Annotated in this window: 11 protein-coding genes and 1 tRNA gene; 5 read left to right on the forward strand and 7 right to left on the reverse strand. The window is 72.9% G+C overall.

The window, feature by feature from the left end:
• A partial coding sequence (locus CAP_RS22990) for a hypothetical protein (RefSeq protein WP_044244708.1) occupies window positions 1–278 on the reverse strand: 278 nt, incomplete at its 3' end.
• A 200-nt stretch (window positions 279–478) separates the two neighbouring features.
• On the opposite strand from CAP_RS22990, the gene CAP_RS22995 reads away from it, so the two are divergent.
• Window positions 479–1,330 carry a hypothetical protein gene (locus CAP_RS22995; protein WP_197041312.1) on the forward strand — a complete coding sequence of 284 codons (852 nt, stop codon included), beginning with the start codon at window positions 479–481 and terminating at the stop codon, window positions 1,328–1,330.
• Between the two features lie 19 nt (window positions 1,331–1,349).
• Here the strand turns inward: CAP_RS22995 and CAP_RS23000 are convergent, their stop codons facing one another.
• Together CAP_RS23000 and CAP_RS45320 are read right to left on the reverse strand one after the other, a co-directional pair.
• Window positions 1,350–2,015, reverse strand: a complete 666-nt coding sequence (locus tag CAP_RS23000; RefSeq protein ID WP_156041059.1) for a hypothetical protein — start codon at window positions 2,013–2,015, stop codon at window positions 1,350–1,352.
• A gap of 116 nt (window positions 2,016–2,131) precedes the next feature.
• Entirely contained in the window at window positions 2,132–6,118 is a 3,987-nt protein-coding gene (locus CAP_RS45320; protein ID WP_156041060.1) for a hypothetical protein, read from the reverse strand.
• Between the two features lie 143 nt (window positions 6,119–6,261).
• Between CAP_RS45320 and CAP_RS23020 the strand changes: the two genes are divergently transcribed.
• Window positions 6,262–6,882, forward strand: coding sequence for a CAP domain-containing protein (locus CAP_RS23020; protein ID WP_044244717.1), 621 nt, complete (start codon window positions 6,262–6,264; stop codon window positions 6,880–6,882).
• A 31-nt stretch (window positions 6,883–6,913) separates the two neighbouring features.
• Here the strand turns inward: CAP_RS23020 and CAP_RS23025 are convergent, their stop codons facing one another.
• Both CAP_RS23025 and CAP_RS23030 read right to left on the reverse strand, forming a co-directional pair.
• Window positions 6,914–7,840, reverse strand: coding sequence for a hypothetical protein (locus tag CAP_RS23025; RefSeq protein ID WP_044244719.1), 927 nt, complete (start codon window positions 7,838–7,840; stop codon window positions 6,914–6,916).
• A gap of 88 nt (window positions 7,841–7,928) precedes the next feature.
• Window positions 7,929–9,920: a c-type cytochrome gene (locus CAP_RS23030; RefSeq protein ID WP_044244721.1), complete on the reverse strand. Its 1,992-nt coding sequence runs from the start codon at window positions 9,918–9,920 to the stop codon at window positions 7,929–7,931.
• Between the two features lie 221 nt (window positions 9,921–10,141).
• Here CAP_RS23030 and CAP_RS45325 point away from each other — a divergent pair, with 221 nt between their 5' ends.
• Entirely contained in the window at window positions 10,142–10,912 is a 771-nt protein-coding gene (locus tag CAP_RS45325) for a DUF4230 domain-containing protein (RefSeq protein ID WP_081865179.1), read from the forward strand.
• On the opposite strand, the gene CAP_RS23040 is transcribed toward CAP_RS45325, so the two are convergent.
• A complete protein-coding gene (locus tag CAP_RS23040) occupies window positions 10,903–12,087 on the reverse strand; it encodes an FHA domain-containing protein (protein ID WP_044244723.1) in 1,185 nt (394 codons plus the stop codon). The two genes, CAP_RS45325 and CAP_RS23040, sit on opposite strands and share 10 nt — an antisense overlap.
• 731 nt (window positions 12,088–12,818) lie before the next feature.
• On the opposite strand from CAP_RS23040, the gene CAP_RS23045 reads away from it, so the two are divergent.
• A tRNA-Leu gene (locus CAP_RS23045) sits at window positions 12,819–12,905 on the forward strand.
• Window positions 12,906–13,266: 361 nt separating this feature from the next.
• Window positions 13,267–13,911, forward strand: coding sequence for a tellurite resistance TerB family protein (locus tag CAP_RS23050; RefSeq protein ID WP_044244725.1), 645 nt, complete (start codon window positions 13,267–13,269; stop codon window positions 13,909–13,911).
• Window positions 13,912–13,938: 27 nt separating this feature from the next.
• Here the strand turns inward: CAP_RS23050 and CAP_RS23055 are convergent, their stop codons facing one another.
• A complete protein-coding gene (locus tag CAP_RS23055; RefSeq protein WP_081865169.1) occupies window positions 13,939–15,279 on the reverse strand; it encodes an NAD(P)/FAD-dependent oxidoreductase in 1,341 nt (446 codons plus the stop codon).
• Window positions 15,280–15,398: the final 119 nt, after the last annotated feature.

Consider the following 15,398-nt stretch of genomic DNA (forward strand, 5'->3'; position numbering starts at 1 on the left):
AGGGGAGGGTGGAGGGGAGGGGGGAGGGGGAGTGTGGAGGGGGGAAGCGTCGTGAGATCGGTCGTGTCGTCCGTGGGCGCGCTGGCGTTGCTGGCACGCTCCGCGCCGTCGTCGGCACGGTCTTCGGGCGCGGGCGCGACCGCCCCCTGCCAGACGTCGCCCTGGGGCCACACCTTCGAGGCGGTGGCTCCCGCCACGGTGCCCACCGACATGGCGAGCACCAGCGTCACTGCCACGCGGCGCCACGAGGGCTCGTCAGGCCTGGCCTCGGTGTCCATGGAGCTCCTGGCGAGCGGCGGCACCGAGTCGCCCGCGGGGGAGGGGCTTCGCAGCGGTGCGTGCGCGGGAGGCGAGGGGCGCATCGGGGGACGATCCGAGGTGTACCGCCTCCAGGCAGGGTGGCCCAAGAAAGTCGCCAGCGCCTCACGCGAGGAGCCTGCCGCCGGGCGTGCGCCAGTCCGTGTGGTACGCCTGGGTCATGCAGTCGTCTGGCCGCTCCGAGGACGGACATGAGAAGCGCTCCGGCACCGTGGGCGGCGCGCTGCTCCTCGGGGTCGCCGTGCTGTCCGCGATCGCCTGGCGGGCCCCTCACGCACCCGACCTGCACCCGACCGTCGCCGCCGAGGCCCAGGGCGCTGCCGCCGCAGGGCTCGCGGGGAGCATCCTCCTGGCCGGCGCCGCGGTGGGCTGGATGCGGGGGCGCGCGTGGGCGGCGTACGTGGTGCTGCCGTGCGGGCTGCTCTTCTTCTCGCTGGCGATCCTGCTGGTGACAGAGGGCGCAGGCGTGACCCGCACCGGCGCAGCGCTCGCCGTGCAGCCGCTGATGGTGGTGGTCACCGCGCTGGGGTTGCCGCTCGCCGGGGCCGCGCTGGGGCGCGTCGCGGTGCCGCTGTCGCAGGTGCGGGTGGGGCGCGGCGAGGGGCGGTGGATGGCCGCGGTGCTGGTGATCTCCGCGGGGCTCCTGTGGTTCATCTGGGGGCGGGTGGCGGCAGATCTGGTGCTGACCGGGCGGAGCACGCATTCCTACCAGGAGGCAGGGGCAACCTCGCTGCTGTGGACCGCGGCGCTCGTGGACACCGGGTTCTCGACAGGGTGCTACCTGGCGGGGGCCTGGCTGCTCCTGCGCGGGGGGCGCGCGGCGGCGCCGGCAGGGTTCGTGGCGGCGGCGTACCTGGCGCAGCACATGGCGCAGGCGGTGGTGATCGAGGTGCACCGGCTGGTGACGGGGGTGCCGGTGCGGGTGCCGCTGCTGGGGGTGGCGGCGGTGCTGATGGGGGCGGGCGTGTGGGGTGCGGTGAGGCTCGCGCGCCGGGCGGTACGTCACGCCTGATGCAGGCCGCGGACGGAGGTCAGGGGTTGTCGAACTCCGCCACGTCGGACACGTAGTCGTCGTTCTTGCAGGTCGCCACCAGCACCAGCGAGCGCGGGCGCCCCTCGCGCATCGGCAGGGGCGCCCGGATCTTCGCGCCGGCCTTCACGTCGCGCTCCCCGGGGGCGAGGAGCGTGGCGCGCGGGCCATCGAGGAGGATGGCGGACGCCCGGCACCCGTCGGCGTCGGCCGGGAGATCGGCGGTGCAGGCCTCGGAGAGGCAGGTCAGCGGAAGGAGGCGGGGGAGGGGGATCTGCGCGGTGTCGAAGGTGGCGCTGGCGACCAGGTCGCCGTCACGGGGCTGGAGCTTGAAGTCGCGCTCGGGCTTCAGGATGAGCGGGTGCCGGCCAGGGATGTGCACGAACAGGTGGATGGAGGCGGGCTGCACGTGGATGGCGCCGTAGCGGGCGGTGAAGGCGCCCGTCCCGGGGACCACGGGGAACGGGTCGCGCGCGCCGTCGAGGGGAAGTACGAGCGCGCCTGGAGCGCCAGGGGGAGGGGTGATGCGTCCCTCGACGCGCGCGGTGCTGCGCTGACGACACCCGCCCGCGCTGACGGCGAGGGCGAGGGCGGAGACCGTGGCGACCGCGAGGGTGACCGCGGCGGCGATGGGCGCAGCGGCGGTGAGGGACACAGAGCGAGGCACGCGGGGAGCGTAGCGCTCCGGGCCTGCCGGGGGCAGGCCATCCGGGGTGGAGGAGGGGCGCGGGCAGGCGGTGCTGCCCGCGGCGCCTGCGCCCTGGCTCCGTCCAGTGCCTTCGGTCAGTAGCGGGTACGGATGGCGTCCTCGTCCTCGTCGATGGAGCGGCGACGCGGATCTTCGGAGGTGTCCTCGTCGTGGACGCGGTCGCGGCCGGCCTCGCTGGTGGTGACCTCGGCGGCGTCGACGTCGGGGTGCAAGCCGCCGCCCTTCTCGGCACCTGCGTGCTTCTCGGCCGCGGCCTCCTTGCTCGCCTCGTGCTTGCCGGCGCGGTTCTTCTTCGAGGCCTTCTCGGGCGCGCCGCCCTTGTCGGTCTCCTTCGCCTTGCCGCCCTCCGGCTTGCCAGCGTCGACCTTGCCAGCGTCGACCTTGCCAGCGTCGACCTTGCCGGCGTCTGCTCTGCCCGCGTCGGCCTTGCCCGTGTCGGCCTTGCCCGTGTCGGCCTTGCCGCTCTCCTGCTTGCTGCCGTCAGCCTTGCTCGTCTCGGCCTTCTCGGGCTCGCGCTTGCTCGCGTCGAGGCTCCCGGCGCTGGCGCTCCCAGCGTCGGCCCTCGCGCGACCCTCCGAGCGGCTCGCGTCGGCCGTGTCGGCCTCCTGCTTGCTCGCGTCGGCCTTGCCGGCCTCCGCCTTGCGCGCGTCCGCTTTGCCACCCGCCGCGGGCGGCTCGATCGGGCGGCGCGCCGCGTGCTCGAGCTGCCCGGCGGAGCCGAGGATCGCCTTGCGGATCTGGTCCATCTCCGCCTGCAGCTTCTCGTAGGCCTTGCGCCGGGACTCGCTGGCGGCCTCGCGGGCGCGGGCCTGGGTCGCGGCCGCCTCGAGATCGTCGAGCAGGCGCTCGACGTCGATGGAGAGCGCCTTGATCTCCTTCTGCAGGTCCTGCTTCGTCGCCTCCCAGCTTGCCTCCCGCACGGCGATGTCGGCGCGGTGCAGGGACGCGGCGCGGGAGAGCGCGTCGGACTTCTGCTTCTCCGCCTGGTCGGCGGCCGCGTCCAGCTCCGCGCGCAGGGCGTCGAGCTGCTTGCCGTGGGCGCTCTCCATCGTACCCAGGGCCGCCTCGTGGTCGGCTTCGACCCGGTGGACCTCGGCGATGTGGCGCTCCTGGATCTCGCGCTCGCGGAGGATGATCCGCTCCTTGATCTTGCGCGCGGTCTCCTCGTCGGCGCGGGAGCGCTCCTGCTCGCGGGCGCGCAGCTCACGCTCCATGGCCTCGCGGGCCCGGGCGAGGGCCTGCTCGTGCTCGGCGCGGGCCAGCTCCAGGTTGTGGGTGTGCATCGCCAGGAGCTCGGCCCGGAGCGACTCGCGCGACTGGTCGGCCTTCACCTCGGCATGCGCGGCCGCGGAGCGATCGGCGTCGGCGAGGCGGCGGACGTGATCCTCCTGCGCGACGCGCAGCGCCTCGCGGTGCGCCTCCTCGCGCGCGGCGAGGCCCTGCTGGTAGGCGGCGCGCGCTTCGTCGAGGGCCTTCGCGCGTGCCTCGTTCTCGGCGGTGACCTCCGCGGCGTGGGCGCGGCGGAGGTTCTCGATCTCGCGCTGGTGGGCCTCCTCCATGAAGGAGATCTCCTGGGTGTGCGCCTGTTCGGCGCGGCGCAGCTCCGCGGTGTGCTCGCCCTTGAGCTGCTCGATGTCCTGCTGCGCGCGGGCGACCCGCTTCTGGGCCAGCTCCTCGGCGTCGCGGATGTGCTCGTCGCGCTTCTGGAGGAGCGCCGCGTGCTCGTCGGCGATGATGCGCGCCTCCTTGCGGTAGCGCTCCTCGGCGGCCGCGAGCGCCCCGGAGTGCGCCTCGTCGGCCTTGTGCAGGGCGGCCTGGTACGCCTCGGCGCGCCTCGCGATCTCCTCGGCGTGCTTCTCGGTGGCGGCCGCGGTGGCGGCCCGGTGGGTCTCCTCGGCGCGCCGGAGGGCGGTCCGGTGCACCTCGTCGAGGCGGCGCAGCTCGGCGCGGTGCTCCTCGTCGCGCGCGGCGGAGAGGGCGAGCGTCGCGCTCTGGTCGGCCTGCCGCTCCTGTTCGAGCACGCGCAGGCGCTCGTCCCGCTCCTCCAGCATCCTGAGGAGCGCGGCGTGCCGGGACTGCGCCTCGTCGCGGGCGGTGGTGAGGCGGGCGAGCTCCCGGGCCTGGTCGGCCTCGCGCCGGCGGAGCTGCTCCTCGTGGGTGAGCGAGGTCGCGCGCGTCATGTCCGCGTGGCGCGCCTCCGCCCTCTCCAGCGCCTGCTTCGCCGCGTCGATCTCGATCTTGCTGGCCGCTTCGAGGCGCGCGACCTCCGCCTGGTGATCCTCCGTGAGCCGGGCGATCTCCTTGCGGTGGGCCTCGTCCCGCCCCTGCAGCTCCAGCCGGAGCGTGTCCTCCAGCTTGTAGCGCTGCTGGCGCTCGGCGTCGGCCACGACGCGGCGCGCCTCCTCGGAGCGCTCCTCGGAGCGTGCCAGCTCGTCGTAGAGCGCCCGGACCTTCTCGGCGTGTGCGGCGTCGGCCGCCCCGATCTCCGCCTCGTACGCCGTGGTCAGCTCGGCGAGCTGCTTGCGGTGCTCCTCCTCGACCCGCTGGAGGAGCTCGCGCGGCGCAGCGTCGGCGCCCGCGAGCTCCTGGCGCTGGGCGATGAGCTGGACCTGGAGCTTCTCGATCTGCGCCTCGGCCTTGGTGGTGCGGGCGCGCAGCTCCTCGGTGCGCTTCACCGAGAGGTCCTTCTCGGCCTTGAGCGAGGCCGCCTGGGAGCGCAGCTCCCCCTTCTGGCGGTCGGACTCGTGGAGCTTGTCGCTGAACTCCGTGTTGCGGCGGCGGTAGTCGAGCGCGTCCTGTCGGGCCTCGGACAGCTCCTTCTCGCGCCGCGCCAGATCGTCGCGGAGGCGGGCGATCTCCTGATCCTTGCGCGCGAGCGTGGCGTCCGCCACGGGGCGGGCCGAGAGGTCCGCCGGCGGCCTCGTCGAGGCGCGCGCCAGGGAGGACATGCTACCTGCGCCGGACGGGACGAGCGATGCAGAGCCGGTGGCTGCCGGCGAGAGGGGCGCGGAGCCCGTGGCCGCAGGCGAGAGAGGCGCGGAGCTGGTGGCCGAGGCGACGAGCCCCGCAGCGCTCGTGGCGCTGGGAACGAGGGGAGCCGCGCCGGTGGCTGCCGGCGAGAGGGGCGCGGAGCCCGTGGCCGAGGCGACGAGCCCCGCGGCGCTCGACGCGGCCGGAGCGGGCGACGCGGCTGGCGAGGAGGCCTCCTGCGGCGACGCGGAGCTGCGGACCGGCTGCTGAACGACGACCGTCCCCCGGCGACCCCGGGCGCTCGTGAGCGAGGCAGCCTGGGTGGCGCTCGTTGCAGGCGGGGGCGGCTTGGCACCGGACGCGACGAGCGGCGCGGACTGGGTGGCGCTCGCTGCGGGCGGCGTCGACCTGCCGGGAGCAGCCCCGAGCGGCGCGGACTGGGTGGCGCTCGCCGCAGGTGGCGTCGATCTGCCGGGAGCGGCCACGAGGGGTGCGGCCTGAGAGGCGGAGGTGAGGGGAGCCGACTGCGACGCGCCAGCGAGCGGCGCAGACTGCGAGGCCGCGGCGAGCGGCGCAGACTGGGTGGAAGCTCCCGGAGGCGGCACCGATCGCGTGCCCGATGGCACCAGCGGCGCCGCTTGCGAGGCGGCCGTCAGCGGCGCGGAGCGGGTGACGGCGCCAGGTGGCCTGTTCACGGGAGGAGGTGGCGGTGATGACGGCATGTTGAGTGCGGATGGCGACGGGGGCGTGCTGACCTTCGGCGCGGGTGGGGGCAGCGCGCCCGCAGGTCGCTGGGCCACCAGGGTGCCGCGACGGCCCGTGGGGCCCGTGGGGGAACTGTCGAGGGGCGGAGGTGGCGGGAGGTTGGAGACCCGGACCGGCGGCGCGTCGTCGAGCGACTCCGGTGGCACCACGGCACCCGGGAGCGCTGCCGCCGAGCGCCGCGAGATGTGTGGGCGGGAGCCGCGGCCCCGACCCTGCGATCGCCCTGGCTCACGGGCAGGAGGGGCCGGGGGAGAAGGAGCCTTGGTGCTGGTCTCCTCCACGTCTTCGGTCACATCGGTCGTCGTCTCGGGATCTTCGACATCCACCACCACAGCAGGTTATCGGATGCTCGGGCCATGCTGGAAGCGGTGGAGGTGTACGGTGGCAACATATCCGGAGGCCGCCTCGATGCACGATCCTGCGCCCCACGCGCTTGAGGTGCCGGCGCGGGGCGTGGGACACTGCCCGGATGCGAGCTCCTCGGCTGTCCAGGTTTCTGATCGCGCTCCCTCTCGCCCTCATGCTCGCCCCCGGGTGCAGCTCCGACGATGGCGGGAATGACGGCGGCGATGACAGCGGGGATGGCAACGGCGATGGAACCACCACCGGGAACGGCGAGACCGTCTGGAATGGCGACACCAACGGCGCTGACGAGCCGGCAAACCTGGAGGGGATCACCGAGCTTCACAACGCCGCGCGCGCGACCGTATCCCCCCCTGCGGCGACGCCGATCCCGCCGCTCGTGTGGTCCCACGACGTGGCCTCCGTCGCCCAGGCTCACGCCGCGAAATGCACCTTCGAGCACAGCGGCAACCCCTACGGCGAGAACATCTACGCCAGCAGCGGCAACTCGACGCCGGACAAGGTGGTGGGCTCCTGGGTCTCCGAGAAGGAGAACTACGACTACGCGAGCAACGGGTGCTCCGACGTCTGCGGGCACTACACCCAGGTGGTCTGGGCCGCGTCGGAGCGGCTCGGGTGCGGGATGTCGGCCTGCACCGACAACGGACCGTTCGGCGACGGTCCGTGGGAGATGTGGGTCTGCAACTACGATCCGCCCGGGAACTTCAACGGCCAGAAGCCCTACTGAGCAGAGCGCACCCGCGGAGCGCGTCAGCGGGTCACTGCGGCGCGCAGGTCGAGACGCCAGCGCCCACGATGGTGGCGCCGAGCGAGGGCAGCTCCTCGACCGAGCCGTCACTCGGCCGGTATCGGGTCACCACGGTGATGCCGCCTCCCTGGGAGGTGAAGATGTAGAAGTCGCCTCCCCAGAACGCGAAGGCGAGCGCGTTGTCTGCGCTGCCCGTGGGGAGGGGCGTGCTCGACAGGATGGTGGCGTTCTGCTTGTCGATCTCGACGACGAAGCCGCCAGGGCTGTCGCCCATGAAGTACCCGTAGAGGTGCCCGTCCCCGGTGCCCGTCATCTCGACCTTGGTGCCAGGGTTCTCGGAGAAGGGTCCGACGGGGGAGAGCTCGAAGGAGTCGGTGTCGATCGTGGCGAGCCCGAGGGAGGGGCCATTGAAGTTGATCTCGGCGACGTAGAGCGTCTCGTCGGGGCCGCCCTCGTTGGTGGAGAACCCCATGCCGAAGACGCGGAAGCCGTGCTGCTCCGGGACGAACGGGGTGGGCTCGCACGAGGCGTCGAGGGTGCTCACCTTGTAGAGCTGGCCATCATCGTAGACCACGTAGGCCGTGCCCCGGCGATCGACGCCCATGGAGAACGGCCTCGCCGTGGTGGGACAGTCGAGGGAGCCACGCAGGACGAGGCTGCCGTCCCCGGGGTTGAAGCTGTAGAGGTTGTACTCCTGAGAGACGAGGTAGATGTACGTGACGCCCGCCTCCACGCAGTCGGCCACGTAGACGTCGGGCTCGGCGTCGCTGGCATCTCCAGCGTCCCGCACGTCGGCGCCGGCATCTTCGAGGGGGGCGCCCCCGCCTCCGCCGGCTGCCCGTTCGTCGATGAAGAGGGAAGAGCGCGCTCCACACGCGGCGGCGAGCGCGACGAGCGTGGCAGCGAGGCTCCACCGGAGGGGTCTGGGGAGGCGCATGAGGCGCCGAGGATGCTCGTCCAGGCGGGAGGGCGATGCAATGGGGCGAAGGGGCAGCGATCCGGAGGTCGCTCCGTCGGGCGCTGGATCAGCCGGGTGACGCCGCGTGCTGGCGTCGTCCGCGGGCCCGCACGGCGCCGAGGATCCAGAGCGCGAGCAGCAGCGCGGGGACGGCGCAGGCGGCGACCGTGGGGCGCGCGTCGAGCAGCGGGAGCCGCGGGAGGGTCATGACGCGCAGCGGGAGGCGATCTGCGCGTTCCAGCGCAGACGCTCCGGTGGCGGCGAGGACGAGGGCTCCAGCGCGCGCGAGCGTGGAGGCGCGCGTGGAGGCGCGCGTGGAGGCGCGCGTGGAGGCGCGCGTGGAGGCACGCGTGGAGAAGGGAGCGCTGTGCGGCGGGGAGCCCTCCCGGGGAGCGGAGGCGTGCGGTCGTGGCGCGCGGGAAAGGGTGAGCACCGCGAGCGCGAGCAGGGCCGCGGTGGTGACGATCCCGGCGAGCACCGCCCAGGTCGGCGCGCCTTCCGCGAGGAGCGGCGAGGCCCCCAGCGCGACGGCGTCGAGCGCCCAGCAAGCCGCGCCGAGGGCGGCCCCGGCGCCGAGGAGCGCGTTCGTGACGAGGTGGCGGTGCTTCGTCGGGGTGACCCGGGCCTCCTCGCCACGAGTGGCATCCGCGAGGGCGAGGAGCGCCGCGCCGGCGAGGGCCAGGGCGCCCGTGAGATCCAGCAAGCCCCGCGCCGCATCGCGGGTGGCCCATCCTCCTGCCGCGCCGGCGAGCACCGCGAGCGTGAGGAGCAGACACGCGCGCGCGGCGCTCCTCGTCACGTGCCTCGCCGTCCCGATCAGCGCTGCCGCCGCCAGGGCCGCGCCCACGCCGCCGCGGAGCGCCACGCCGGCAGCCGTCACCAGGGATGCCGCAGCGCTCGGCCTCGCTCCGGGCGAGGCGAGGATCACCTCGGCGTAGGTGGTCTCCTGCAGGAAGGCGCTCAGTGTCGACTCCACCGCGTCGGGCGCCGCGTTCCGATCGAGCGCCGCGCGCGCCCAGAGGATCCGGTCGTCGAGCATCGTGGTGTCGACGCCATGCGCGCGGAGCGGCGCCATGGCCCTCGTCAAGCCGATGCCCGCCGCGGTGGCGAGCGGCTCGCGCGCCCCTCCTGGATCGCCCCCGCGCGCGGCTGCCCGGGCGCGGACGATCTCGGTCCGTGCGCGCAGGAGCGGGTGCATCGCGCGCGTGGCGTCGGAGGGGGCGCGGAGCCTGAGGGCGGCGAGCGCCCGAGGGATGTCGGCCTCCGCCATCCCGCGGGCAGCGAGCTCGCCCCGCAGCCTCTCGTCCGAGCGGATCGCGAGGCTCACGAAGTCGTAGCCCGCGGGGGGCGTGCCCGGCGCTGCCCCGACCGCGGTGCCCTCCGCAGCTCCCCCGGCCTCTGTGCCCCGGTACCGGAGGCCGATCACGTGAAAGGCGAGGCCCCAGCGCTCCTCGTCGGAGAGGAAGGTGAAGGGCGTCATGGCGGTCCCGGGCACGCCGAAGCGGAGGGTGCTGACGGCGCGGAGCGGGCTCATCCCGCCGAGGATCGCAGGGTCGTGGAAGCTCACCGGCCGCGGCGTGAGGGTCGCGGCGCGCGGGGTGTCGGCGCGGCCGGTCTCGCCGTGACACGTCGCGCAGTGCTCGGCGAAGAGCGAGGCGGCGCGCGCGGCGTCCGGGGGAGCGAGGGGCGCGTCGGCGAGGTGGAAGGCCGCCTCCACCCGGCGGGCGAGGGTGGTGGCCGCATGCGCGACGTCGGATTGCGCGGCGAGGGACTCGATCTGGACGCGCAGCGTGGCGACGGAGGCCGCGAGGTCGGGCGCGCCGTCCGGTGCATCGACCTCGATGCGCGCCGCGATCTGCCTGGCGTCGGCGATCATGTCGAGCTGCTCGGTGTACTCGAGCTGGCTGATGATGCGCCCATCCTGCACGGCAGCCGCGTAGTCGGCGCCGACGTACGTCAGCATGTGAACGAGGCGCTGCGCTTCCACCTCGGGAGGCTCCCGCTCCTCGGCGCTGGCGGCTCCTGGGGTGAGGAAGATCCAGAGCACCGCTGCGGCCATCGCGGCATGAAAGGGCGCACGACGGGCGCAGGTCGGATCCACTGGCACAGGATAGCCACGCGCTGCACCCGCGCCCACCGAAGATGGCCCCGACGTGCACCGGCGAACGGGCGGGCGGAGAGGAGGCGCGGCGCTTCGCGGAGGCCGCCGCGCAGGATGCCGACGCGGAGGCCGCCCATTCACCGCTGGCTGGTCGGTCCGCACGCGCTAAGACATCCTGGATGTCGCAGCCGATCAACGACCCCTACGCTGGTGGACGGCGTGGAGATGGCCTCCCGCTCGCCGGAGTCGACGGAGCCGACACCACCTTCGCAGCGCGCCGTGGGCCGAGACCTGCGTCCAGCGTGCTCCGGGGACTTGGCGTGGCCCTCGTCGCGGCTGCGCTCGGCGCCGGGGGAGCGATCGCTGTCATGCGGCTCGCGACCCCCGACCCGGCGCCAGGCCCGGTGGTGCGCCCGACGGCGACCATCGTCACCGCGATCCGCGACCTCTCGCGCCTGGAGACCGCCGAGGTGCACGTCGAGAAGGTGGTGGACCTCAGCGATCGGCAGAGCCGGTTCTTTGGCCTCATCCAGGCGCGCGACGCCCTGCTGCTCGTCGCCGCGGGGCAGGCCACCCTGGGCGTCGACCTCTCGAAGGTCCGCGACGGCGACATCTCCCTGGATCCCGAGACCGGCGTCGCGCGCCTCGTCCTGCCGGAGCCCGAGGTCTTCTCCGCCCGCCTCGACGAGCAGGGGACCTACGTGTACACGCGCGCCACCGACCTGCTCGCGCGCCGGAACGAGCAGCTCGAAGCGCGGGCAAGGCAGGAGGCGATCCGGGCCATCGAGCGCGCCGCGATCGAGGCCGACGCGCTCTCCCGGGCGCGGGCGCAGGCCGAGCGCCAGCTCACCGCGCTGGCGACGCAGCTCGGGGCACGGCAGGTGGAGATCTCGTGGCGCAAAGCGCCGACCGCCCCGGGGACGGCGCCGGCGGGGGTAGGTCAGCGGTAGGTGAAGCGCAGCTCGTGGTCGCAGATGCGGATGAGGTCTCCCTCGATCAGCACCTTGCGCGACAGGCGCGCCCCGTTCTGCTCGATGCCGTTCGTGGAGCCGAGATCCACGATGTAGTACTGGCCGCCCGAGAACTCGACCATCGCGTGCTGGCGCGAGATGTTCGGGTCCTTGATCGTCAGGTCCACCGCCTGCTTGCCGCGACCGATGATGAAGCGGTCCTTGTTCACCTGCATCCGCTGGCCGCCGTACATCACGTAGAGCGGAGGCGAGGGGATCTGGGCGCCTCCAGGCCCCACGGGCACCGCCGGCGGCGGCGCGCTCGGCGGCACGGGCGCGGGCGGCGCCATCGTCGGCTCACGCTGCAGCGCGCTGGAGGGCATGGGCGGCGGAGGCAGACCGCCACCACTGACCGGCGTGCCGTACGGGTTGCTGCCCACCGCGACCGGGGGCGGGGTGACGGTCCCGGGCATGCCCTGCGGCGCGCCGGCCATGCTGGGGTAGCGCGGGGGTGAGAAGCCGGGCCCTGGTGGCATGCCGCCCATCTGCACGTTCGTCGCCGTGGGCCGCTCCATGGGCCTCGCGGGCGGCGGGAAGGGCGTCATCGTCTGCTTGCCGACCGGCCCATCTGCGGGCGGTGGCGTCGTTCGCCCCGAGGGAATCGCCGGAAGGCCGCCACCCTGGCCCACCATGGGCGGCGGCGTCGGCTGCGCGCCGGGCCGCACGGGAGGCGGCGTCGGCGTGGCCGCCATCGGCTGCGTCGTCATCCGGGGAACCTGCGGCTGGTGCATCGCCGGTGGCGCCACGTGCATGGGCGGCTGCCCCTGCATGGGCATCGCAGCCGGCGGCATCGTCGGTGCTGCTTGCGGAGGCTGTACCTGTGCAGGCATGCCCTCGTGCGACACCAGGGAAGGCGGCTGGAAGGCAGGAGGCTGGGCGGGGATGTGCGCCGGCGCATGCCCTGCGGGACCGGCAGAGAGCATCGCGGCAGGCTCGTCCTTCAAGCGCATGACCACGGGCAACCGCTGCCCGCGCTGCTTCACGTACTGCTTCAGCGCCTCGTTGAGCAGGTAGTCGACCGAGCATTCCAGCTCGCCGGACATCTGTTCGATCGCCTCCCAGAGCACGTCTCGGCACTGGAACGAGCGCGCCTTCTTGGTGTGGAGATCGGTCATGTGCGCTCCCCCTTCGTGACGTTGACGACTGCCGCCTGAAGGTGGACCCGAGGGCCGTGGGGCGAACGCGGGGCTGTGCATGCCATACCTCTCCTATTTATCGCCGGTGCGTGATGGCTGGGCACGAATTGTGAAGCCCTGCGCGTGCAGCGCCAGTCTGGGCCCCTGGATCGCGCGACTTTCTGCCACCCCACGGAGATCTCCCGCAGGTGTTCTGGCCGCGTCGAGCGCGTTCCGGCGTCGTCACCCGAGGTCACCCTGCCGCGTGCGCGGCTCGACGCGTCGAGAACGGAGCGACCCGGCTCGCCGTTCGCATCTCGTCGAACGTCTAGCGTCCGGAACACCCATGCGTGTGTCGAGGGCGCGCGCGGTGCAGAGGCTCGCCTCGATTCTCTTCGACGACCGTTGCTCTTCGCGTGAGGAGCTTGTGACAATGGGTGCACGCACTGACCTGCGCTACGAAGCGCGCGGGCGTCGGGAGAGGAGTGCGTGCCGAGCTTCGAGGGGGAACTGTAGGAGACACCTGCCCGAGGTGTTGGAAGGTAGGATAGGTGTCTCGTCGCAGGTGCCTCGTTGGTCTGGCGTTTGCTCGGAAGCGCGCACGCAGCGTGAGAGAGACCCTGCGCGGGTGGGGCGGCTTCCCTCGGGTATCGCGAGAGAGGCGCCAGGTTGCAGCGGATCTCAGGGGGAGGAGGTGAGCGGGGAAGGGGAGGACGCGGTCAGCAGATCTTGGCCCTGTGGCGGAACTGGCAGACGCGGTGGATTTAAAATCCATTGCCCGGGAGGGCATTCCGGTTCAACTCCGGACGGGGCTACCAAGGGGATGATCAGGGGGAAACTTCGCCTGTCGGGCGGCCACGCGCAGGTGCAGAAGGCTGCACGTGATGCGAGGCGCACGGGCCGCAGAGGGACCACGATGCGCGTGGCTCGGAGGAGCCGCGCGGCGTGGATCCCACCCGGTGGTGTGGGGCGGCAACACCCGGGAAAGATGCTGCAGGGGTAGCCGGCTACCTGGCCGGCCGTCGGTCAACGATGGCCAGCCACGGGCCTCACCCTCTCGCTTTTCTGGCCACGTCTGGCCCAGAAACGACATGTGAACAACGCTGGTACCTCGGTCGCCGCCCGGCTTCAGGGTGAGAGAAGAGGTCAGACGGATGACCCTCTGGTAGCGTTGGCTCCATGGTCTGTACGGGTGAGGTGAACCTGGATGCCGGTGCCCTCGACGACGCTCCCGGCGCCCTGGGATTCCGCCGCGAGCCGCAGCGGCGCTTCGAAGGTGAGCCCCTGCACGAACGGCAGCAGAGCCTGGGAGCGCTCTCGGGGGGTGACGAGGACGAGGGGGTGCCATCCCCGTGGCGCGCTCGCCAGACGGCCTGGCAGCGTCGCCGCGCGCCGGGCACGGGAGAAGGCTCCTCCGAGGACCGCGTGGCGGCAGACACGCTGTCGGGGATCCTCGGCGCAGTCCTGCTGGTCTCGACGGCTCCCGGGCAGAGCGCTGCGCCCGCACCTCAGGAGACGCTGGAGTCCATCGTGATCGCCGCGGATGGCATCCTCGACAGGGCGGTGGTGGGAGAGGTGCTCGCGACCTGGACCGAGGCGCAGCGGCGTGAGGGCTTCGAGGCCTGCCTTGCCCGGGCCGGGACGATGCTGCGTGGCCTCGACGCGCGCTACGAAGCCTTCCAGCTCGCCGCGGGCGTCGCGCTCGTCGATGGTGATCTCTCGCGGGGCGAAGCCACGGCGCTCGGGACCCTGGCGCGGGAGCTCGGGCTGTCCTCTGGTGAAGCCGAGCAGCTCTTCGACGGCGTCAGCGAGTGGATGGGGTGAGCGCCCCGCGCTCCTGACGCGCCAGGATCAGGCAGTCCTGCCCGCGACCTCGGCCGGCTCCCGGGTGGTGACGTTGAGCTGCGCGCGCAGCGACGGCGGCTCGGCCCCCTCGCGATCGACGCCGGTGATCAACCGCGCTCCTCGCTTGAAGGTGATGTACTGCCAGATCCACTCGAACATCACGATGAAGCGGTTGCGGAAACCGATCAGGAACAGGATGTGGACGGCCATCCAGGCGAGCCACGCGAGCAACCCGGTGAGCTTCAGACGCCCGACCTGCGCGATGGCGCGTGAACGGCCGATGGTCGCCATCGTCCCCTTGTCGAGGTAGGCGAACTCCCCTCGGGGACGGCTCCGCTGATCGTCGAGGATGCAGCGTGCCACGAACTTCCCTTGCTGGATCGCCGCCGGGCACAGCCCGGGGACATCGACCCCGTTCTTGTCACGCTGCGCCGCCATGTCGCCGATCGCGAACGCCTCGGGGTGACCCGGGAGAGAGCAGTCCGGCTGCACCTTGACCCGACCGATGCGATCGATCTCGAGCCCCAGCGACGCCGTAAGCGGGGTTCCCTGCACGCCCGCGGCCCACAGCACCGTCGCTGCCGGCACGAAGGTACCGTCCTCGAAGGTCACCCCGCGCGCGTCGATGCCCTTCACCCCTGTACGGTGGAGGACCTCCACCCCGAGCGAGGTGAGCTGCTCCTCGGCCTTCCTGGACAGGGGCTCGGCGAAGGCTGTCAGCGTCCGCGGCCCCGCCTCAGCCAGGACCACGCGCGTCGTCGCGGCGTCAGCGACGCGGTAGTCGCGCTTCAGCACGAAGCTCGACAGCTCGGCGAAGGCACCCGCCATCTCCACCCCCGTCGCGCCGCCCCCGATGACCACGAACGTCAGCAGGCGCCTTCGCACCTCCGGGTCCGGCTCACGCTCGGCGGCCTCGAAAGCACGGAGCACCCGCTCGCGCACCAGGATGGCGTCCGCCAGGTTCTTCAGCCCAGGCGCGTCATGAGCCCAGCTCGCGTGGCCGCGGTAGTTGGTCTGCGCCCCCACGGCGAGGATCAGGTAGTCGTAATCGAGCGTACCTCGATCGAGGACGACCCGCCGCTGCTCCAGCTCGACCTTGACGACCTCGGCCATGAGCACGCGGATGTTCCGGTAGGGCGAGACCACGCCCCGGATGGGAACGGCGATGTCAGCCGGCGAGAGGCTCGCCGTCGCCACCTGGTAGAGGAGCGGCTGGAAGAGGTGGTGGTTCGTCCGGTCCACCAGGGTGATGTCGACCTTCGCCTTGCCGAGCGCCTTGGCAGCGTTGAGGCCCCCGAACCCCCCGCCGACGATCACCACATGCGGTCTCTTCCCTGACTCTGCCATCGTGCAGCCCTCCGGATGGTTGCGTTGCCGTGCGCGCGCTCAACCCGACGACATGATCGGGTCAGGGGGACGCCGGCCCACACCTGCCGCTGGGCCCTGGCACGGCCCATCTCACCACC

Source organism: Chondromyces apiculatus DSM 436 (assembly GCF_000601485.1).
Taxonomy (GTDB): Bacteria; Myxococcota_A; Polyangia; order Polyangiales; family Polyangiaceae; genus Chondromyces; species Chondromyces apiculatus.